Origin of the sequence: Altererythrobacter sp. MTPC7 (assembly GCF_042851395.1) — a bacterium.
Lineage (GTDB): Bacteria > Pseudomonadota > Alphaproteobacteria > Sphingomonadales > Sphingomonadaceae > CAJXSN01.
Map to the genome: position 1 here is coordinate 89175 of NZ_BTGS01000011.1, position 20877 is coordinate 110051.

The 20877-nt window shown below is 63.4% G+C and carries 21 protein-coding genes; 14 read left to right on the forward strand and 7 right to left on the reverse strand.

What is annotated here, in order from left to right:
• Window positions 1–52 precede the first annotated feature (52 nt).
• The 5 genes from ACGHJ7_RS10965 to dapA form a co-directional block, all read right to left on the reverse strand.
• A complete protein-coding gene (locus tag ACGHJ7_RS10965) occupies window positions 53–2512 on the reverse strand; it encodes a response regulator (RefSeq protein ID WP_390477391.1) in 2460 nt (819 codons plus the stop codon).
• Window positions 2512–3099, reverse strand: coding sequence for a DUF2062 domain-containing protein (locus ACGHJ7_RS10970; protein ID WP_390477394.1), 588 nt, complete (start codon window positions 3097–3099; stop codon window positions 2512–2514). The genes ACGHJ7_RS10965 and ACGHJ7_RS10970 overlap by 1 nt, the downstream gene beginning before the upstream one ends.
• Before the next feature lie 157 nt (window positions 3100–3256).
• Window positions 3257–3739: an SsrA-binding protein SmpB gene (gene smpB / locus ACGHJ7_RS10975; protein WP_390477396.1), complete on the reverse strand. Its 483-nt coding sequence runs from the start codon at window positions 3737–3739 to the stop codon at window positions 3257–3259.
• A 169-nt stretch (window positions 3740–3908) separates the two neighbouring features.
• Window positions 3909–5222 carry a hypothetical protein gene (locus ACGHJ7_RS10980; protein ID WP_390477399.1) on the reverse strand — a complete coding sequence of 438 codons (1314 nt, stop codon included), beginning with the start codon at window positions 5220–5222 and terminating at the stop codon, window positions 3909–3911.
• Window positions 5222–6103, reverse strand: a complete 882-nt coding sequence (gene dapA, locus ACGHJ7_RS10985) for a 4-hydroxy-tetrahydrodipicolinate synthase (RefSeq protein WP_390477401.1) — start codon at window positions 6101–6103, stop codon at window positions 5222–5224. The genes ACGHJ7_RS10980 and dapA overlap by 1 nt, the downstream gene beginning before the upstream one ends.
• Window positions 6104–6204: 101 nt before the next feature.
• Between dapA and ACGHJ7_RS10990 the strand changes: the two genes are divergently transcribed.
• From ACGHJ7_RS10990 to ACGHJ7_RS11000, 3 genes are read left to right on the forward strand one after another with little or no spacing between them, the layout of a single operon-like run.
• Entirely contained in the window at window positions 6205–8154 is a 1950-nt protein-coding gene (locus ACGHJ7_RS10990) for a lytic transglycosylase domain-containing protein (protein ID WP_390477404.1), read from the forward strand.
• Between the two features lie 9 nt (window positions 8155–8163).
• Window positions 8164–8676 carry a GreA/GreB family elongation factor gene (locus ACGHJ7_RS10995; RefSeq protein WP_390477407.1) on the forward strand — a complete coding sequence of 171 codons (513 nt, stop codon included), beginning with the start codon at window positions 8164–8166 and terminating at the stop codon, window positions 8674–8676.
• Window positions 8673–9176: a hypothetical protein gene (locus ACGHJ7_RS11000; protein WP_390477410.1), complete on the forward strand. Its 504-nt coding sequence runs from the start codon at window positions 8673–8675 to the stop codon at window positions 9174–9176. The genes ACGHJ7_RS10995 and ACGHJ7_RS11000 overlap by 4 nt, the downstream gene beginning before the upstream one ends.
• Window positions 9177–9233: 57 nt before the next feature.
• Here the strand turns inward: ACGHJ7_RS11000 and ACGHJ7_RS11005 are convergent, their stop codons facing one another.
• Window positions 9234–9911 carry an outer membrane protein gene (locus ACGHJ7_RS11005; protein WP_390477412.1) on the reverse strand — a complete coding sequence of 226 codons (678 nt, stop codon included), beginning with the start codon at window positions 9909–9911 and terminating at the stop codon, window positions 9234–9236.
• A gap of 208 nt (window positions 9912–10119) precedes the next feature.
• Between ACGHJ7_RS11005 and rlmN the strand changes: the two genes are divergently transcribed.
• From rlmN to ACGHJ7_RS11055, 10 genes are all read left to right on the forward strand, one after another.
• Entirely contained in the window at window positions 10120–11358 is a 1239-nt protein-coding gene (rlmN, locus tag ACGHJ7_RS11010) for a 23S rRNA (adenine(2503)-C(2))-methyltransferase RlmN (RefSeq protein WP_390477415.1), read from the forward strand.
• Window positions 11355–11960, forward strand: a complete 606-nt coding sequence (locus ACGHJ7_RS11015; protein ID WP_390477418.1) for a class I SAM-dependent methyltransferase — start codon at window positions 11355–11357, stop codon at window positions 11958–11960. The genes rlmN and ACGHJ7_RS11015 overlap by 4 nt, the downstream gene beginning before the upstream one ends.
• Window positions 11957–12607 (forward strand): MOSC domain-containing protein, encoded by a 651-nt coding sequence (locus tag ACGHJ7_RS11020; RefSeq protein ID WP_390477420.1) that lies wholly within the window; start codon window positions 11957–11959, stop codon window positions 12605–12607. The genes ACGHJ7_RS11015 and ACGHJ7_RS11020 overlap by 4 nt, the downstream gene beginning before the upstream one ends.
• A 132-nt stretch (window positions 12608–12739) precedes the next feature.
• Complete coding sequence (locus tag ACGHJ7_RS11025) at window positions 12740–13144, forward strand: glycine zipper 2TM domain-containing protein (RefSeq protein ID WP_390477423.1); 405 nt, start codon at window positions 12740–12742, stop codon at window positions 13142–13144.
• Between the two features lie 186 nt (window positions 13145–13330).
• Window positions 13331–14107 (forward strand): SDR family NAD(P)-dependent oxidoreductase, encoded by a 777-nt coding sequence (locus tag ACGHJ7_RS11030; protein ID WP_390477426.1) that lies wholly within the window; start codon window positions 13331–13333, stop codon window positions 14105–14107.
• Complete coding sequence (locus ACGHJ7_RS11035) at window positions 14104–14811, forward strand: cytochrome b/b6 domain-containing protein (RefSeq protein ID WP_390477429.1); 708 nt, start codon at window positions 14104–14106, stop codon at window positions 14809–14811. The genes ACGHJ7_RS11030 and ACGHJ7_RS11035 overlap by 4 nt, the downstream gene beginning before the upstream one ends.
• The gene (locus ACGHJ7_RS11040; protein WP_390477432.1) at window positions 14808–15548 is read left to right on the forward strand and encodes a molybdopterin-dependent oxidoreductase; all 741 of its coding nucleotides are present in this window, start codon (window positions 14808–14810) and stop codon (window positions 15546–15548) included. Before ACGHJ7_RS11035 ends, ACGHJ7_RS11040 begins: the two co-directional genes overlap by 4 nt.
• Before the next feature lie 27 nt (window positions 15549–15575).
• Entirely contained in the window at window positions 15576–16835 is a 1260-nt protein-coding gene (locus tag ACGHJ7_RS11045; RefSeq protein WP_390477435.1) for a class I SAM-dependent methyltransferase, read from the forward strand.
• 69 nt (window positions 16836–16904) lie between these two features.
• Complete coding sequence (locus tag ACGHJ7_RS11050) at window positions 16905–18125, forward strand: argininosuccinate synthase (protein ID WP_390477436.1); 1221 nt, start codon at window positions 16905–16907, stop codon at window positions 18123–18125.
• Window positions 18126–18959: 834 nt separating this feature from the next.
• On the forward strand, window positions 18960–19532 hold the full coding sequence (locus tag ACGHJ7_RS11055) for a septal ring lytic transglycosylase RlpA family protein (RefSeq protein ID WP_390477439.1): 573 nt from the start codon (window positions 18960–18962) through the stop codon (window positions 19530–19532).
• Between the two features lie 252 nt (window positions 19533–19784).
• Here the strand turns inward: ACGHJ7_RS11055 and ACGHJ7_RS11060 are convergent, their stop codons facing one another.
• Window positions 19785–20390 (reverse strand): hypothetical protein, encoded by a 606-nt coding sequence (locus ACGHJ7_RS11060; RefSeq protein WP_390477442.1) that lies wholly within the window; start codon window positions 20388–20390, stop codon window positions 19785–19787.
• Between the two features lie 216 nt (window positions 20391–20606).
• Between ACGHJ7_RS11060 and ACGHJ7_RS11065 the strand changes: the two genes are divergently transcribed.
• On the forward strand, window positions 20607–20843 hold the full coding sequence (locus ACGHJ7_RS11065) for a hypothetical protein (protein WP_390477445.1): 237 nt from the start codon (window positions 20607–20609) through the stop codon (window positions 20841–20843).
• The last annotated feature ends 34 nt before the right edge of the window (window positions 20844–20877 follow it).

The following is a 20877-nucleotide window of genomic DNA, read 5'->3' on the forward strand; positions in this document are numbered from 1 at the left end:
GGAAATCATGTACTTGCTCTGTTCCAAAAGAACAAGAGTAGAACGAAAATTTTCAGGAAGCCGGCTCCCGGCGCGTCTGCCGAGCGCCGATGATTTCGCCGGCTTTTTGCGAAATCTGCTGCACGCTGAAGGGTTTGGATATGAAATGCATGTCCGGCACATCGATATCCTTGCGCAGCTGTTCCTCTGCGTAACCCGACATGAAGAGGATCGGCAGGTCGGGCGACACCCGCCGGATGCCCTTCGCCATGGTCGGGCCGTCCATACCCGGCATCACGACATCGGAAATGACGAGGTCGAAGGGATCGTTGTTGGCGAAGGCGGCGAGCCCCTCCTCGCCATCGCTGCACGGGGTGACATCGAAACCGGCACGGGCCAGCGCGCGCTCTGCCACTGCACGCACCATATCCTCGTCCTCGACCAGTAGCACGCGTCCGCCGGTGGCCCAGCCGGCAGCAGGCGTTTCAGGCGGCTTGGACACTGGCTCGACGGCGCCGCGATGGACAGGAAGGTAAAGCGTGAAGCGCGCCCCCGGCTTCCCGCCAAGGCCCGCCTCCATGTTGTCGGCGAAGATGAACCCGCCCGATTGCTTCACGATCCCGTAAACGGTCGACAGGCCGAGGCCGGTGCCCTTCCCCTGTTCCTTCGTCGTGAAGAACGGCTCGAAAATCTTGCCGAGGACATCCTCGGGAATGCCGCCGCCTGTGTCCTGCACAACCAGGGCGGTATAGTCACCGACCGGCAGGATGTCGGAATCCATTGCCCGGACATCCTTTGCCGTAATCCGGCGCGTGGCCATCGATACCTTGCCCGAACCGTCTCCTCGCGACTGAATGGCATCGCGGGCATTGACCGCGAGATTGACGATGACCTGCTCCAATTGCCCGGGATCGGCGCGGACCGGACCCAGGTCGCGGTCATGGCGCACGACGAGTTCGATCTTTTCTCCCACCAGTCGCTTCAGCAACTGGCTGACCTCGCTCACCACGTCGGGCAGTTGAAGGACCTCGGGCTTCAGGGTCTGCTGGCGACTGAAGGCAAGCAATTGCCGCGTCAGGCTGGCAGCACGGTTCGAATTGGCGCGGATCTGCTGGATATCGTCATAATCGCTATCGCCGGGAGAATGGCGCAGCAGCATCAGATCGCAATATCCGATGATGGCTGTCAGCACGTTGTTGAAATCGTGGGCTACACCGCCAGCCAGTTGCCCGACGGCCTGCATCTTCGTTGCCTGGGCGACCTGCCGCTTCAGCCTGGTTTCCTCGCTGGTATCGGCGAGGCTGAGCAGCACGGCCGGGTCGCCGAGGCCGCGAACGCCGGCAAGGCCCATCGACACGGGATCGTCCGGTGCGTGGCGAAGACGTATCGCCATATCGGCGCTGGTGGCGGACCCGCGCGCGAAACGGCGAACCGCGTCGGCCAGCGCGCTCTTGTCTTCCGGTACGACCAGGTCGGAGGGATATTGCGGCAGGCCTCGCTCTTCCCGGTCGGCCGCGCGCAGGAATGCAGAGTTGGCGAACAGCAGGCGCCCGTCGCGATCGGCCATCGCCAGGCCGAGCGGGAGCGCGCCCAGCAGCGCTTCTAGTTGCGGCGCGGCGCTTTCCACGTTCTCGCTGTCCCCGATGCCGACCCCATGCTCCAGCAGCAGCATGAGCGACGGGGCATCGCTGGCATTGGCGCCGGTTTCCTCGTCCACCGGGTTCAAGGGCACATGGACCAGCCGGTGCGGCGTGCCGCGGCGCCCTTCCCGCTCGAAGAAGATGCGGTCGCGCTCGTCGGTGCGCAGATATTGCACGAATTCCTGTCCGGCGAGCGTAGCGGCCGGATCGCCCGAGGCCCGCTTCGCAAACCCGGGGCCCGCAGCGTGGATGATACCGTCGGGTCCGACAAGCGCGCCCTCGACACCGGCACGCGACAGGACCGCGCCCAGCGATCCAGACATCAGCCGCGCGAAATCGGTCGCAACATCGTCCTGCCCTCTCGGGGCGAACTCCCAGACGAGGTAGTCGTCGCCCCGCCCGGCACGCCGGGCAGATGCGGTCCAGTGCCGCTTGCCATCACGGCTGTCGAGCCGCTCGATCCGCGCTTCGCCATCACGCCAGGCCTCGCGCGCGGCGACCAGCAGGAATTCCTGCGACTGCGGATCGATCTGGAGATTGGGCGGCGCCAAATTCTCCCCGAACTGGGTAACGTAGAGAGAGCTGGCACAGACGAGGCGATTGGCCTTATCCGTAATGGCAACCGCAATGTCGGGACGGTCGATTGCCTTCACCGTTACCGACCAGTCCGGCGGCGCGAGCGCCTGGGCCACCGGAGCGGGGCGAAGCCTGTAGAGCGTTACGCCCAGGATGATGAGTGTCGCGAGCGCCCCGGCATAGGCGACGGTCAGCAAGGCCAGCCCGCTGGCGAACCAGACAGCCAGGACGCTGGCGACAAGTGCACCGCCCAGGGCCAGCCAGCCCCACGGCATGGCGCCCGCTACCAGACTTGTCCTGTCTTCCCCCGTGAGCATCACTTGTCCGCCTGCAGCCGCTGGTTCAAACGCTGCTCCATGCGGCGAAGCTTGCGCGAGCGCTTCTTTCCCACCCGCCAGCGCCAGAACCAGCCGGATACGAGATATCCCACTGCTGCCGACACGACGGCAAGCACGAAGAAGCCGAAAACGGTCAGCCCGGCAGCTTCGAAGAAACCGCTGAATGTCCGCCAGCTTTCGGAATTGACCTGCTCCTGGATCATGGACGAGCCGACTTCCCTGTCGATGTCGAGGATCAGTCTGCCGACACGGTTCGCAATGACCACCCAGAACGGGAAGGTGAAGGGATTGGTGATGAACGTTACCAGCGTCGCCAGCGGCACGTTCGCGCGCGCAGGCAGGGCCATGAAAGCGGCAAGGAATATCTGCCCGAGAGGAATGATGAACCCGCAGAAAAGCCCGAGTGCCACGCCGCGCGGGACAGAACGGCGGGTAAACCGCCACAGTTCCGGGCTGAGAAAACGGTGCGCGATAGGAGCAAGATACTTGTTCTGCGCCATTTCTTCGCGCGACGGCATATGGTCGCGCAGCCAGTCGGCGAGGAATGTCTTGCTGCGAATGCTCATGGTCTCATCGCCGCCTTTGCGCGCGCGGACGCGCAGGTGCAAGGGGTGTGGGGAGGAAACGCGTCGGAAAGCATTATGGCCCATATGGATAGCACAGTTTCAATGGCCAGAAGGTGAATTGAACCGCACCGAATTTCAGGCTTGCCGGGGAATGCGATCAGCCCTGATCGCGCATGATCCGCGCCTTGTCCCGTTTCCAGTCGCGATCCTTGATATAGTCGCGCTTATCCTTCGCCTGCCGCCCCTTGGCCAAAGCCAATTCCACCTTCGCACGGCCGGTTTTGTTGAAATAGATCGACATCGGGACCAGCGTCATGCCCTTGCGCTCCACCGCGCCCAGCAGTCGCTGGATCTCGCGGCCATGAAGCAGGAGCTTGCGCGGGCGCTTCGCCTCGTGATTGTTGCGGTTCCCGTGGCTGAATTCCGGAATGTTCGCATTGATGAGCCAGGCCTGCCCGTCGCGAATTTCGGCATAGCTTTCGGTGATCGTCGCCTCGCCTGCCCTCAGCGCCTTCACTTCCGTTCCCTGCAGCGCGATGCCCGCCTCGAACTTGTCCTCGATGGCGTAATCGAATTTCGCGCGGCGGTTTTCCGCGACGGTTTTCTGCTTGTCGAAAGTCTCGGGTTTGGGTCTTGCCATGGGCTGGGCGATGTAGGCGCGCGAAGGCAAAAGGAAAACCCCTCCTTGCGGATCAGCGTGCGACGCAAGCAGAGGGGCAGCCAGAGATAGGGGAGGCCAGCATAACGGCGAATGCTGCGCCGCAAACGTCTGCGACCCTGAACCGCGATGGCGGCGCGGCTCCGTCCTCTTATTCCGCCAGAAGGTCGCTTGGCAGGCTGGGTTCGCTCAGCAAACGTTCCATCCGCTTCCACCGGGTCGTCGCATCGGCATCGCCGCGTTCGATCCATGCTCGCACCATGTCGCGGCCGAGGCCATAATTGATGATGTAGCTGCGATAGGTGTCGATGAAGCGCAGAGACTGGGCCGCCCGCTCCGGCGAGACAAGCTGGTAGCGCTGCAGGAGTTCGATCGCTTCCTCGCCGGACATTTTGCCCGCGAGGTATTCGGCGGCAATCGTGTAGCGTGCTGGCCCCAGGTCCTTCAACGCATCCCGCAGGGCGGCGTATTCCGCCAGGTCTTCCGTCGGCAACCCGGCTAACGGGGCGAGTACCCCGGTTTCGAAGCGCACTTGCTCCTCGCCGGGAAAAGCCAGCGGTATGCCGTAATTCGCACTGCCTTCGGCAATGAGCGATTGCGGGGAATAAAGCGGATAGATGGAGAATTCCGTCCATCCGCGATCGTTCACGAGGTTCTTCTCGAGCAGCGCGTTGAACGCGTGATGCCCCGGATAGCCTTCGTGGCACCCGAGATCGACTGCGCGGTCGAGCCTGATCGGCAGATCGGTATTGACCTCGATCTTCGAGGCGTAGCCGCCCTGATAGTAGTTGTATCCACTCCACGGCTTGTCGGTTACGAAGCGAAGCGTGAAGCTTTCGCCCTCTGGCATGGCGATGTGTTCCAGCGTCCTGCGCTTGCACTCCGCGATGGAAGCGTCGAACACCGCCTGCAGCCGGTCCTCCGGGATGTAAAAGCGGGCGTAATAGTCGTCGAGACGCTTCCAGAGGGGGGCGCTCGAACCTTCGGCGGCGGGAACCAATCGCTCGATCCGGGCAAGGACGGGATCGAAGCTTTCGAGAGCGGGCGTTTCGGGCGTGACGCCGAAAAGTCCCTCGGCCTCCTGAACGAAGGGGATCTGCTCACCCTGCATCATTCGCAGGCGCGTATGCGCCGCCGTCAGCTGCGCGACCAGAAAGCGGGCCCGGCGCTCATCCATGCTGGTCCCCTGAACCCCGTCATCGGCATACCGGTCGATCCGCTTGCGCAAGGCCGCTGCAAGGATTTCGAGCTGCGGCAAATCCTTCGCCGAAAGCTCTGCGACCGACCGTTCCCGCAGTTCGTCGGGGCCGTAATAGGCGTCGATGTACCCGTCCTCTTTCTCGCCGATGGCGAGTTGCAGGACCACGTAGTCCTGCGCCAGCGAATCCAGCGTCTCGCCGGGCTGTGGCACGGTCGCGCAGGAGGCCAGCGCGAGAGCGAGGATACCGAGGCAGGCGCGGCGCATCACAGGATCCCTGCGTGCACAAGCGCCTCGTCGACGGCCTTGCGCGACGCCTCGCTGGCGCTGCACAGCGGCAGGCGGACATCGGGCTGGACCCAGTCATGCACTCGGCTGAGTGCGTATTTCACAGGTGCCGGGCTGGCATCGGAGAACATCGCGTAATGCAGCGGGAAAAGGCGGTCGTTGAGTTCGCGCGCCTTTACGAGGTCGTTCGCCGCGATGGCGTCGTGGAACTGGGCGCACAGTGCCGGCGCGACATTCGCGGTCACAGAGATGCAGCCAGCCCCGCCCGCAGCGGAGTGGGGCAGCCACAATTCGTCATTGCCCGAAAGCTGGCAGAAATCTGCGTCCAGCCCCATGCGATGGTCGGCCACGCGCGACAGGTCGCCGCTGGCATCCTTGATCGCGACGATGCGGTCCGGGAACTTGCGGACCAGTTCGACGACCGTCTCGTCCTCTATATCGGTGACTGTGCGGCTCGGCACGTTGTAAAGGACGATCGGCAAGTCGCTGTTTTCGGCCAGGTGGCTGAAATGCGCGATCAGGCCCGCCTGGCTGGGGCGGTTGTAATAGGGGGCAACACAGAGACCGGCGGACGCCCCCGCCTTCTTGCTGAATTGCATGTGCAGCAGTGCGTTGCGCGTATCGTTCGAACCGCAGCCCGCGATGACCGGCACGCGCCCGGCTGCCTGCTCCACGCAGACTTCCACCACGCGGTGATGTTCTGCATTGGAGATCGTCGATGCTTCCCCCGTAGTTCCGCAGGGAACCAGCGCGTTCGATCCGTTGTCGATCTGCCAGTCGACCAGGCGGCGAAAGGCAGCTTCATCGAACGATCCATCGCGAAAAGGAGTCACAAGGGCGGGTATCGAGCCGGAGAACATTTGCTCAGTTCCTCTAATGTCTTAAGTGCAATGCAGAATTAGACGAAGAATCCACCGCCCATTCAGTCCCTGATAAGGAGCCGCCGGACATGATGTCCAGCATGACACGCATCCCCCTCTACGCTGCAACTCTGGCAGCGACCACCGCCCTTTTCACCCCCGCCCAGGCCGCCGCGCAGAACGCGGCAGGATGGGACAGCGCGCGCGCCAGCCTGGTCGCGCAGCAGCCCACCCGGATGGCCGATGCGGTGAACAGGTGGGAATACCTGATCGGGCAACGTGACCTGTCGTTCGACCAGTATGCAGGCTTCCTGCTGACCTATCCCGATTTTCCGCAGGCCGAAACGCTGCAGGAACGGGCGGAAAATGCGCTGGATAACGCCACGCCCACGCCGCAGCAGCTGGTGGCGTTCTTCAACGCCCTGCCTCCGATTACCAATTCCGCAAGGGCGCGCTATGCCCTGGCCCTCGCCACGCTCAACCGGCCCGAGGCTTTCGATGTCGCGCGCGCAGCATGGCGCGGCGGCGATATGAGCGGTCCGGCAGAGGCGTACATGATGGGCCTTTTCGCCGGTCGCTTTACGCCGGACGACCACGATGCCCGGATGAACGCCCTGCTCTGGCAGCGTGACGGAGAGGCTGCGGCGCGCCAGATCGCCTATGTCACTCCGATGCGCCGGGATGGCTTCGCCGCCCGACTTGCCACCCTGCAGGGCCAGTCGCCCATGGCGGCGGGTTATGGCGCATCGGGCAATCTGCGTGCCGATCCGGGGTATGTCTACAACATGTCGCGCTATCACCGGATCGACGGCCGGACGAGCAGCGCTGTCGATGTGCTGGTGAACCGTCCGAACTTCAGCAGCGTGCCGCACGATTCCGAAACGATGATCAGCGAGATGCTGCGCGTTGCGCGGGAGGCAAGCGCTGGCGACACCGTGCGCATCGCACAGAAAGTCGACGACGTTTTCGCCGCCGACACGGATGTCAGCAAGGAAAGCTATCGCACGCGCGACGATTACACGTCGCTGATGTGGGCCGGCGGCACCAATGCGCTCTGGCGGATGGGTGACGGCCGTACGGCGGCGCCTCTGTTCTATCGCTATGGTGCGGCAGCCCAGACCCCTCAGACACGGTCGAAGGGCTTCTACTGGGCCGGTCTTGCCAGCCAGCGGGCCGGCGACATGGCCGAAGCGACGCGCTATTACGAGATGGCTGCCCGTTACCCTGAGCGGTTCTATGGGCAACTCGCCCTTGCGCAGCTCGGCCGCGGCGTTCCTTCCCTCGCTGCCCAGCCGACCGCGCAGCCCACGGCGGAGCAGCGCGACGCCTTCAATCGCTCTGCCCTGGCCAACGCCGTGCGCGAAGTCGCGCGCGGTGCACCGTGGCGCACCGGTATCCGGTTCTACCAGGAAGTCGCACAGAGCGCGGATACGCCCGAAGAACACGTGCTGGTGAGCGAGCTTGCACGCGAAACCGGTCGCCGCGATCTGGCCGTCAACGTGACGGAAGCTGCGGGCGCCGATGGCCTGCCCGATTTCGTGGCCCAGGGTTTCCCGACGCTCCAGACGCCGCCGGGTTCGAATTGGACGTTCGTCCACGCCATCGCACGGCAGGAAAGCCAGTTCGCCCAGAACGCGATCAGCCATGCCGGCGCGCGCGGCCTGATGCAGCTGATGCCGGGCACGGCGCGAGAGCAGGCCGGGATGCTCGGCATGAGCTACCGCCAGGACGATCTGATCAACTCACCCAGCTACAACGTCCAGCTCGGCAACGCGTATTTCGCCCGCATGATGAGCTATTATGACGGCAGCTATCCGCTTGCGATCGCGGCGTATAATGCCGGGCCGGGCAATGTGAACAAGTGGCTGCGCGCCAATGGTGACCCGCGCAATGGCAGCGTGGACTGGCTGACCTGGATCGAACGCATCCCGATCTTCGAGACGAAGAACTACGTCCAGCGTGTGATCGAGAATGCCGCGGTGTACGAACATCTCTATCCCGACCGCGCCGAGTTCGGGCGTGCTCGCATGGCCAACGAGTTCCTGCGCTAGGCTTCAGGAATGGCCATGGGGGACCAGCGGACCAATCCCATCACGCCAGATGGTTATGCCGCCCTGAAGGCGCGGTATGACCATCTGATCGGGAAGGAGCGACCGGAGATCGTCGAGATTGTCAGCTGGGCCGCTGGAAACGGCGATCGCAGCGAGAATGGCGATTACCTGTACGGCCGAAAGCGAATGCGCGAGATCGACCGCGAACTCGCGCATCTTTCGCGCCGCATGAAATGGTCGCGCATTATCGATCCCGCCACGCAGGAACACCGTGACCGCGTGCTCTTCGGCGCCACCGTCGAATTGGCGGACGAGGACGATGAACGGCGGACCCTGACGCTGGTTGGCGATGACGAACAGCTTCCCTCGGAAGGGAGGATCGGCTGGACAAGCCCCATGGCCAGGGCCCTGCGAGGGGCGAGCGTCGGCGATGTAAGGACCCTGCGCTTGCCCGCCGGTGAAGAAGAGCTCGAAATCATGGCGATTTCCTATCCCGACTTCGCAGAAAGGATGGGCGCGTGACCCGCAGCCTGTTCACTATCACGTCGGGCGCTGTACTGCTGAGCATCGCCATCGCTCCGCTGCACGCAAAGGACAGCCTCGGCGTCTTTGGCGACTGGGGCGCGTTCCGGGACGCGCAAACGCCGCGCTGCTATGCGATCGCGAAGGCTGCGCCCAGCCGGTTGCAACGCGATCACGAACCCTTCGCCAGCGTCGGAACATGGCCCACCCGCAAGGTTCGCGGACAGGTGCATTTCCGTCTTTCACGAAATCTCGCCAAGGATCGGCCAATAAGGCTCCGGATCAGCGACAAGCAATTCGTTCTGAAAGGCGACCGTTCGAACGCCTGGGCGCAAAGCGCGGACTCCGACGCTAAGATCGTAGCCGCCATTCGCGCCGCTGGGTCCATGACGATCAGCGCAGTCGATGCGCGTGGCCGGCGCTTTTCCAATACCTACGATCTAGGCGGGGCGGCGACGGCGATGGATGCCGCCACAGTGGGCTGCGCCGATATCGGCTGATACAAAAAGAGGCAGGCATTTCTGCCCGCCCCTTCGAAGATTCCGGTCTGTCAGCGATCAGAAGCGGAAGCCGACGCCTGCCATGATCTGGTGACGATCGGTGTCGACGTCGAAACGATCGGTGTCGGCCACGTCTTCGCGCTCGAAATCGATCTCGCCTTCGGAATAGTTGGAATAGCGGTATTCCAGCTTCACGAAGGTGTTTTCGGTGAGAGCATATTCCGCACCGGCGCCGAGGCGATAACCGTCGGTGTCGAGGCTGCGGCTGTCGATCTCGTTGCCGCGCGTACCTTGGATGTCGAACCGGGCATTGGTGTAACCGGCCTTCGCATAGACCAGCGCACGGTCACCAACGAGTGCGCCGACACGGGCACCGACATAGATGTCGCGGCCTGCATTGACATTGCCCAGACCGAACAGGTTGGGATCGCCGCCGGGATTGATGTCCACGCCGGCGGAGGATTCCGTCAGTTCGGCTTCTGCGCCCAGGACGACGCCGCCAACGGCCACGTCGTAACCGACGGCCGCGCCGTAGGTAACGCCGTCGGCATCCTGATCGTCCATGTTGCCCTGCAGATCGTTGTCGATGTCGCTGCCGGCACGAAGATTGTCATAACCGACGACGGCTTCGACGCGCGGGCCGGTGAATGCGGAATTGTCCTGTGCTGCCGCCGGAACGGCGATGGCGATGGCGATGGTGGAACCTGCCAGCAGCAGGGTTGCGACCTTTTTCATTGTAGTACTCCAGTTTCGTTGAGAGTTTTCTCCCCTGTGCAGCACCAAACGGCGACAAAGCCGCGCAGTTTCATGAATATGAGACAACAAGAATATGTGGCAAAAGAGACACATTATTTCACTTCGTCTCAGCCACGAAACGACTGGTAGCGCCGCTTGAAGCAGTCCGTGTGATGACTTTGCGTGCGATCTGCCCTATATTCGGGCGATGCCCGATACAGCCGTCATGCCCATCCCCGGACAGGTCGATCCGGTTCCTGCCCCGCGCGATATCACTCCGCGTGAAGACGGACGGATCGATCTGCTTGGCCTGCCCAAGTCGCGGATCCGTGAACTTTTCGAGACTGCGGGCCTCGACCCCAAGCAGGCGAAACTGCGCGCGAAGCAGGTATTTCACTGGCTCTACCACCGCGGCGTCACCGATTTCGAGGCGATGACCGACATCGGCAAGGCCATGCGTCCGTGGCTGGCAAAACACTTCATCGTGGGAAGGCCCAATGTCGTCGAAGCGCAGGTTTCGAATGACGGAACCCGCAAGTGGCTGCTTCAGACCGACGACGGGCACGATTTCGAGATGGTGTTCATTCCCGATGCGGATCGCGGAACGCTCTGCGTGTCCAGTCAGGTCGGCTGCACGCTCAATTGCACGTTCTGCCACACGGGAACCATGCGGCTCGTCCGCAATCTCACGCCGGGCGAAATCGTCGGCCAGGTCATGCTGGCGCGCGACGCCCTCGGCGAATGGCCGAAGGGCAAGATGGATTTTGCCGACGATGCGGACGAGGCCGACTACCGGTCCGACGGCCGCCTGCTGACCAACATCGTCATGATGGGCATGGGCGAACCGCTCTACAATTTCGACAATGTCCGCGACGCGCTCAAACTGGTGATGGACGGCGAAGGCCTTGCGCTGAGCAAGAGGCGGATTACGCTTTCCACCAGCGGGGTCGTGCCGATGATGGAACGCTGCGGGGAAGAGATCGGCGTCAACCTGGCCGTGTCCCTTCATGCGGTCACCAAGGAAATCCGCGACGAGATCGTGCCGATCAACCGGAAATACGGTATCGAGGAACTGCTGCAGGCCTGTGCCGATTATCCCGGTGCTTCCAATGCCCGCCGGATCACGTTCGAATATGTCATGCTGAAGGACAAGAACGACAGTGACGAAGACGCTCGCGAACTGGTCCGCCTGCTGAGGGAATACGACCTGCCGGCCAAGGTCAATCTGATCCCGTTCAATCCGTGGCCGGGCAGCATCTACGAATGCTCCACCCCGGAACGGATCCGTGCGTTTTCGAATATCGTCTTCGAAGGCGGTATCAGTGCCCCCGTTCGCACTCCGCGAGGCAGGGACATCGACGCTGCGTGCGGTCAGTTGAAGACAGCGGCGGAGAAGAAGAGCCGGGCCCAGCGCGACAGGGAAGCTGCCCAAGCCGACGCCGCGTGATCTGGGACCAGGCAACCCTCGATTACTACGAGGCGGCTGCACCGCATTACACGGCGAGCACGGCGGAGTTTCATCACCGGCATCTCGATCCCTTTCTCGAGCTGCTTCCGCCGAATGGAGATATCCTGGAACTCGGGTGCGGATGCGGTCTCGATGCATCCCGCATGATTCATCGCGGCTTCCGCGTCGATGCGACGGACGGGGCCGCGGCCATGGTGCGCAAGGCTGAAGAACGCTTCGGCATACCGGCGCGAGTCATGCGGTTCGACGAGCTTGCCCAGAAAGCCCGGTACGATGCCGTCTGGGCGCACGCATCGCTCCTTCATGCACCGCGCGATGCCCTCCCCGGCATCCTGTCAAAAATCTACGAAGCCCTGCGCCCCGGCGGCCTGCATTTCGCCAATTTCAAGCTGGGCGACAAGGACCATCCGGACGAGGGCCGCGATCCGTTGGGCCGCTGGACAAGCCTGCCCTCGGCAACCTGGTTGCACGAGCAGTATGGCGATGCCGGGTTCTCCATCGTGCAATCGGACCGCTATACCGGTAACGGGAGCGACGGTGTCGTTCGCGAATGGCTAGGCCTCACGGTCAGGAAATCATGATGGCCGGCGTGACCGTTCGATCGATCTGTATCGGCCAGCCGCAACCTTTCAATGGCGCGGAAATGAGTGCCGTCGCAAAGCTGCCGGTCAGCGGCGATGCGGAAATTCGCGACTTCGGAATCGTGGGCGACATGGTTGCCGATACGCGGGTGCATGGCGGGATCGATATGGCAATCCATCATTATCCCCGCGACCATTACGACTGGTGGCGAGAGAGGCTGGGCCCTCACCCCTTGCTCGATAGCGCCAATGCCTTCGGGGAGAATATCGTCGCTTCGGGACTGACGGAAAGCGATGTGCATATCGCGGACAGGTTCCGCCTGGGAACGGCGGTGCTGGAAATCAGCCAGCCTCGCCAGCCCTGCTGGAAGATCGACCATCGTTTCGGCGTGAAAGGCATGGCGGCAGAGGTCGTGCGATCCCACCGGTCCGGCTGGTATTACCGCGTTCTGGAAGAGGGCTTCGCGAGAGCGGGCGACGAATTGCACCGGATCGAGAAAGGTCACGAGGATTGGCCGGTCGCGCGCGTTTTCGCCAAGATTTATGACAAGACCAGTCAGCCGCAGCGCGAGGAACTGGAGGCCATCGCCTCACTGGAGGGACTGTCGGACAAGCTACGCCACCGGGTGCGCAAGGCCATTTGCTGACGCAATTCGACGCTGCGCACGCACCGCTCAGCGCGCAAACCCCATGGACTTCCATCGTTCATCGGGCGTTGTGGAAACAGTGGCGAAACGCGGCGTTTCCCTCACATCGCAATCGAAACAATGGAAATACCCATGAAGACTTTCACCGCTCTCATCGCAGCTTCGGCCCTCGCCGTGACCGGCGCCTCCGCGACCGGTATCGTCGCGCCCTCCCCGGCGAAGGCCGATCCCCCCAGCTGGGCCCCGGCCCATGGCAAGCGCGCGAAGGAACGTTCGCGGATTTACGATTCCCGCGGCCGTTACGTCGAGCCGCGCCGCATCAGTCGCAATGACCGCGTATGGCGCGGCGATGGCGGACAGTATTACTGCCGCCGCGACAACGGCACGACCGGTCTGGTGATCGGCGCAGGTGTCGGTGCACTCGCAGGTTCCGAGATCGCCGGTCGCGGTGACAGGACGCTGGGCGCCATCATCGGCGGTGTGGCTGGCGGCCTGCTGGGACGCGAGATTGATCGCGGAAGTCTCCAGTGCCGCTGATTTCCTGACGTTTCGCATTTTACTACAGGGCGTGTCGCCAATGGGCGATGCGCCCTTTTTTCGTCGGCAAACGCTGCACGTCCTTCCCTGAAGCGCGCACATTTGCTCAAAGGACCGAATGGCACTGCACCTCACCCGGTTCACCCGCTGCTCGCCGTGCAAAGCTCTGCATCGGAGCCATGTGACATGACCGCACCCTCGGTTCTGGTCACGGGAGGCGCAAAGCGCATTGGTGCTGCACTGTGCGATGCCTTTTCCAGCGCGGGTTGGCATGTGGTCATCCATTACAGGTCAAGCCGCGAAGAAGCCGAGGCTCTCGCAGCCCGGCTGGGTAATGCAGAGACGATCGGTTTCGATCTCGCGGATGGCGATGCCGCGGTAAATGCGATGCACTCGCTTGCCCAGCGGCTGACCGATTGGCGCGCCCTGATCAATTGCGCCGCCGTTTTCGAGAACGATTCCGTAACCGGGCTGGACCCCCGGACGTATAACGCTGCCATGACCGTCAACGCGCGCGCCCCCGTCCAGCTGGCCCAGACCTTTCTCAGCGAAGCGCAAAGCGTCGCAGGCCGCCGGGTGATCCAGCTGACGGACATGAAGCTGGAGAACACCAATCCTGATTTCTTCAGCTACACAATGAGCAAGCACGCCGTGGCAGGCGCCATTCCGATGCTGTCCATGGCGCGCCGTAATCCGGCAGACCGGGTCTACGGCCTTGCCCCCGGCGCCATTCTTGCGAGCCATGATCAGGCGCGCGAGGAGACGGAGATTTCCCACCGCATGAACCTCCTGCACCGAAAGACGTCGCTGGGCGATATGTGCGATGCAGCCCTTTTCCTTGCCGAGGGTCACCTAGCCAGCGGAGAGACGCTGTTCGTCGATAGCGGCCAGCACTTGCTCGACCAGCCGCGCGACGTCATCTTCCTCGCACGGCAGCAGGCAGAGACGAAAAAACCCGTATGAGCGGCGCAGCGAAAAAACACGGACTTGCCACGCGCATCTGGCACTGGGCCAACCTCGTCTGCGTGGTCGTTCTTTTCATGTCCGGCCTCAACATCTCGAACGCGCATCGGCGGCTGTACTGGGGCGACTGGGGGTTCGCTCCGGAGCAGGCCTGGCTCGAAATTCCGCGCTTTCCGGGGTGGATGACCATTCCCGACTTCTACAGCCTCGCACAGGCGCGGGACTGGCACGTTCTCATGTCCTGGCCCTTTGCCCTGGCCCTCCTTTTCATGTGGGCGAGCATGCTGGCCAACAGGCATTTCAAGAAAGACATCGCAACCTCGCGCCGCGAATGGAGCCCGGCCAATGTCTGGGCCGATGTGAAGGCCCATGCCCGGTTCGATTTCGATCATGGTGCCGGCAAGTACAATTTCCTCCAGAAGGTCGCCTACGGCCTCGTGCTGGGCATATTCCTGCCGATGATGATCTTCACCGGCATGGCGATGAGCCCGGGGGTCGAGCCGTGGCTCGGATGGCTGACCGACATCCTCGGCGGGCGGCAGAGCGCGCGAAGCCTTCATTTCATCTTCGCATGGCTTATTTTCTGTTTCTTCGTCGTGCACGTGCTGCTGGTCGTCGTTCACAAGCCGCTCCGGCAAGTATGGGGAATGATCGCAGGCGGACGCCTGGAGGATGACAAGGCTGCAAAGGGAGGCGCGCGATGAAGAGGCGCAGCGTAATCGTCGGCATCGGTGCCGCCTTCGTCGCCGGATGCCAGAAAATTGGGGAAACCGGGCCCGGCAAGGCGCTTCTCGAAGCGGCGCCAAACTGGCACAAGGGCATTCATGATGCGCTCGGCGGACGGACCGCCCTCGCCCCGGAATACGGGCCGGAAGACATCTCCCCCTTCTTTCGCGGCAATGGTTCCACCGATCCGCAGAACGGCGATTACCAGGATCAGGCCGCAGCCGGTTTCGCGGACTGGCGGATCGAGGTTCGCGGACTGGTGGACAACCCGCTGTCCCTTTCCATGGATAACCTTCGCGCCCTCCCCCAGCGCACGCAGATCACGCGGCATGATTGCGTCGAGGGTTGGAGCGCCATCGGCCAGTGGACCGGCCCCCAGCTTTCTCTCATCCTCGATGCGGCGGGCGTGCAGGACGGCGCGCGCTTCATCGTGTTTCGCTGCGCGGACAATCTGAACGGGGCGGATTATTACGAGAGCGTCGACATGCTCGATGCCTATCACCCTCAAACGATCGTCGCGCACCGCCTCAATGGCGAGCCGCTGCCCGTCAGGAACGGGGCACCGGCGCGCATGCGGATCGAACGCCAGCTCGGTTACAAGCATGCCAAGTACCTGACCGCTATCGAAGCCGTCGCCAGCCTCGACGGGATCGGTGCCGGAAAGGGCGGATACTGGGAGGATCGCTCCGGTTATCAGTGGTATGCCGGCATCTGATCCGATTGCATCATGAAGAGGTAATCCATGAGCCACACTCTGTTGCATCGCTTCCTCAGGAAAGGCGTGAGACAGGGCAGTCTCACGGTCACCTATTCCGGCGGCGAGACGGCGCAATACGGCACGCCCGAGGACGGTTTCCCCGACGTCGCCATCCGGCTGACCGACAGCAGGGTTCCCCGCGACATCGTATTCGATCCGCGCATTGGCGCAGCCGAGGCTTTCATGGATGGTCGCCTCCTGATCGAACGCGGCGACGTGATGGAGCTGGTATACTTGCTGCGCGCGAATTCGCCATGGGACAGGGGCGGCCGTTTCGGCAGGCCCGGCCCTGTGAAACGCGTGCAGAACGCTGCCGCCTTTGCGGCCGAACAGGTCAACAATTCCGTCGGCGCGAAGCGCAACGTCGCCCATCATTACGATATCGGCAATGATCTTTACCGGCTGATGCTGGATGAAGAGCACATGCAATATAGCTGCGCCTACTGGCCGGAAGAGCGCCGCGAGGCAGGCATGACCCTGGGCGAGGCGCAGGAGGCGAAACTGGCGCACATCGCGGCCAAGCTGGCGATCGAGCCCGGCAACAGCGTGCTCGATATCGGCTGCGGCTGGGGCGGTATGGCCATCTACCTTGCCAGCCGGTTCGACGTGCGCGTGACCGGTATCACCCTGTCGCGCGAACAGCTGGAACCGGCACGGACGCGTGCCGAGCAAGCCGGCGTCGCCGATCGCATAGACTTCCGCCTCGTCGATTACCGCGATCTGGCGGCGAGCGGCGAGATCTTCGACCGGATCGTCTCGGTCGGCATGTTCGAACATGTCGGCCGCCCGCAGTTCCAGACCTTCTTCGAGGCGGCAGGTCGTCTCCTGCGCGAAGACGGGGTCATGCTGCTCCACACCATCGGCCGTATGGGCAGCCCGGGCACGACCGACGCCTTCACCCGGAAGTACATTTTTCCTGGCGGTTACATCCCGGCGCTGAGCGAGACTGTCCGTGCGAGCGAGAAGGTGCGCCTGATCGCGACCGATGTCGAAACCCTGCGGCTGCATTACGCCTACACCTTGCGCGAATGGTACCGGCGCTGCGTCCAGCACCGTGATGCCATCGTCGCCATGTATGACGAGCGGTTCTACCGCATGTGGACCTTCTATCTCAGCGGCGCGACTGCGGCGTTCGAGCATGGCGGCATGTGCAATTACCAGATCCAGTTCACCCGCAGCCGGCGCGCCCTGCCAGTCACCCGCGACTATATGGCGAAGCGGGAGACCGATCTTCTGGCAGGATGAGCGACGGCCAAGACCGCTTGCCCGCTTCCGGCGCGGCTGATACCGGCTCGCGCCAATCAGGAGTTTCCGATGTCCGAAGTGAAGAAAGTCGTCCTCGCCTATTCCGGCGGGCTGGATACCAGCGTCATTGCAAAGTGGCTGGAGGTGGAGCGCGGCTGCGAGGTCGTGACTTTCACCGCTGATCTCGGCCAGGGCGAGGAAATCGAGCCTGCGCGCGAAAAGGCTCGCGCCATGGGCATTCCGGACAAGCACATCTTCATCGAGGATGTGCGCGAGGAATTCGTGCGCGACTACGTCTTCCCCATGATGCGCGCCAATGCGCGTTACGAAGGCGACTACCTGCTGGGCACTTCGATCGCCCGTCCGCTCATTTCGAAGCGCCTTGTCGAGATCGCGCATGAGACAGGCGCCGATGCCATTGCCCATGGGGCGACCGGCAAGGGCAACGACCAGGTCCGGTTCGAGCTTTCCGCCTACGCGCTCGATCCCGACATCCAGGTGATCGCGCCCTGGCGTGAATGGGACCTCGGCAGCCGGACCGCCCTCATCGCATGGGCAGAGGCGCACCAGATCGCCGTTCCCAAGGACAAGCGCGGCGAAAGCCCGTTCTCGACCGACGCGAACCTCCTCCACACCTCTTCGGAGGGCAAGGTCCTGGAAGACCCGTGGGAAGAAACGCCGGGCTATGTCTATTCCCGCACCGTCGATCCCGAGGACGCACCGGACACGCCGGAATACATTACCATCGATTTCGAGAAGGGTGACGGGATCGCCCTGAACGGCGAAGCGATGAGCCCGGCAAACCTGCTCGCGGCGCTCAACGATCTCGGCCGCAAGCATGGCATCGGCCGCCTCGACCTTGTCGAGAACCGCTTCGTCGGCATGAAGTCGCGCGGCATGTATGAAACCCCGGGCGGCGAAATCTATGCCCGCGCCCATCGCGGCATCGAGCAGATCACGCTGGACCGCGGCGCAGCGCATCTGAAGGACGAGCTGATGCCCCGCTATGCGGAGCTGATCTATAACGGCTTCTGGTTCTCGCCCGAACGCGAGATGCTGCAGGCCGCGATCGACCATAGCCAGGACAGGGTCTCCGGAACCGTTCGGCTGAAGCTCTACAAGGGCGTCGCAGGGGTGGTCGGCCGCAAGAGCGCACACTCGCTGTATTCCGAAGCCCACGTCACGTTCGAAGACGATGCCGGTGCCTACGACCAGCAGGATGCCGAAGGCTTCATCCGCCTCAACGCGCTTCGCCTGAAGCTGCTGGCGCGCCGGGATTCCGCTACGTAACCGCGCGCCCGCGCCGGGCTGCTGATTTATCCACCGCTGTCCACAGCGAAAACCGGACAGCGTGGATAACTCGCGCGCGGTCCTCTTGCCCGACTCGTTTCCGAGGCGCAGTCTCCAACCATCGAAAGACCGAAAACGTTTCGAGATAGACATCCTTAGGGATTGATATTTCGGTGTTTTCATAGGTCTTTCGGCGTGGGCTCCACTGTCCACGTCCGGGAAGAGCGGACATTGCGGAAGGCTTCGGCCCGAAGCGATCGAAGTGTTGAGGCCCTGGCGAAGTTGGAGGCCATGGGCTGGACAAACCGGTCGAAAACCGAAGGAACGGTCGACGTGCCCTGCACGAAGATCGCGCCGCTCGAAGGTTCGGCCAATGGGGAAGCCAGTCTCGGGAAGAACCGGATGGCACGGAGCCGGCGGAACACGCGAAAGCCAGTCGGCGGACGCGAGACCCGAAGGCCCACCACCCGGATCGGACCGGATGCCGGTGCGAGCGCCGGTGACAGAACCGGACACCCCGCCACGCCAAAACGCGCGGTGCGGATGAACGGGAAAACGCCAGGTGCCAAGAGCGCTTCGGATGCGGCAGACCGCAAGGAATGCCATGGAAGAAGCGACCACGCACGGTGAGAGTGGGGTCGGCAGCAATGCCGGCCCCATTTGTCTTTTCGCTCCGGGAAGGCTCAATTTCCTTCATTCAGCGCCCCTTTTTCCACTGTTCCCACGGTTTATCGCCCTTTTGCCACGTTTTGGCGGGAGTCGTTGCGTCCCCGCGCCCATTTGCCGGCCGTTAACTGTACTTGACGCGCACGTAAGGGCTAAGCCGCCTCCACTATGACGGTTCAAACCTCCCAGATTCGCCTGCGCGCCGCGCTTGCCTTCGGTGCCGCCGCTATGCTCGCCATGCCTGCCCAGGCGTCCGCGCCCGGGTCGGAATATGTTTCCGCGCCTGTGGAGCAGGGAATTGCCCCCGACCTGGACGAGGCCTTCGCCCCGTTCGACGAACTGCCCGACGCACCGGCTCCTGCCGGCAATGTCGTCGACCTCACCACCATCGATCCGCCGATCGAGGAAGCGCCCGAGCCGGAACCGGTGGACACCGCCAGCGGACGATCGCTCGGCACGGGGATCGCGTCCTATTACGGCCACCGCTTCCATGGCCGCCGCACCGCGAACGGGGAGCGGTTCAACATGAACGCGATGACCGCCGCCCACAAACGCCTGCCCTTCGGCAGCAAGGTGCGCGTGACCAATACCGGCAATGGCCGCTCGGTCATCGTGCGCATCAACGATCGCGGGCCGTTTACGCCGGGCCGCACGATCGATTTGAGCCGGGCCGCAGCGCAAGAGATCGGCCTGGTCCAGCGCGGCCACGGCAAGGTGGAGCTGGAGCTGATCACCAGCTGATCGGGTACCCTGCCGCCCCTACCCGCCCCCTGTAGGACGGTTTCCGCACGCCCCATCCGTAAATCGCGCACGCCGGGTGACATAAGTGACACTGCGCCCCTCGCGCGTCATCCCCTGGAAGGGGCGCATTTCCGCGAGGTTCAGCGCCGTGCACGGGCCGCCGCCGAAACAGGGCGCCGCGCATGGATATTTCCTACAAATCCAACACGCCGCAGGCCGCCCGGACCCGCATTGGCGAGGCCGCTACCTGCGCTATTTGCGCCCGCGTTTCTTCCGGTATTCCACGATGTCGGCATACCAGCTGGTCTTCAGGAAGCCGCTTTCCAGCTTGCGGCCCTCTTCCCGGTCGGTGATCGGCCCGCCTGTCACCGGCAGGCTCTCCCCCTCCTCCCAGTCGAAGCCCGCCCACTCGATCCGCTCCAGCAGGGCCTCGAAGCCGGGCGAGGTATATTCGCGCGCGACCTGCATGCGGCCCAGCTCCCACGGGTTTTGCAGGATCCACTGCGCCAAGCGGTTGTCGTATTTGCGGTGCGTTCCGACCAGCTCGCCGCCGTGATAATGCGGCACCTCCTCGCCATTCACGGCGCGGTCCATGACCGCCTGCGCCAATTGCGAGAAGCCCAGCTCCAGCGCCGTTTCCCAGCCGAGGTCGAAGGGCGTGCCGCGCAGGCGGTTGCGCAAGACGTAGGCCGACTGGCGCGACATGCCCACCGCCTTCGCCGCCTGGCTGACCGATTGCGAGGCGGCCAGTTCGCGCAGGAAGACGACCATCTTGCGCCGTGACCACGATTTGTGATTGCGGGCCTTGTGATCGCGCTTGGCCGGAGGGGTTGCGGAGGTGTCGGGCGTGTCTGTCATGGGGGCGATGTCCTTGGGCGTGAGAGCGGGCATGGACCCGCGCGGCGGCGCTGGAAGGGGGCAGGCGCCGGCGGGTCCCCCCGCCCCTAACCGCGCGAGCGCCCTGTAGGACAGCAACAAAAAGCATGCGGTTTTCCGGCAGCCATCCGCCCGCCCCGCCCGTTGGGGACAGGTGCATTCCTGCAATTTTGCAGACCGGTCCGGAGGACGCCCACCATGTTTACCCAGCTCGACCCGCCCCTCCCCGTCACCGTGCTGGACCGCGGGAAAGGCCTGGCCATGGCGGTCATCGATTACGGGCCGGAGCACAATCTGATCTGGGTCACCGCGATCGACGACACGGGCGAAATCTGGTGCGCGCCCAATCCGAAGGTGCGGATGCAGACCAACTGGACCATGGGCCGCGGCGAACCGGTGGTCCGCGAGGGAACTGGCGATCCCGTCTCCGACTAGCGCCGGTAGAGAGCGCGAGTAGCGTGCGAGCCAA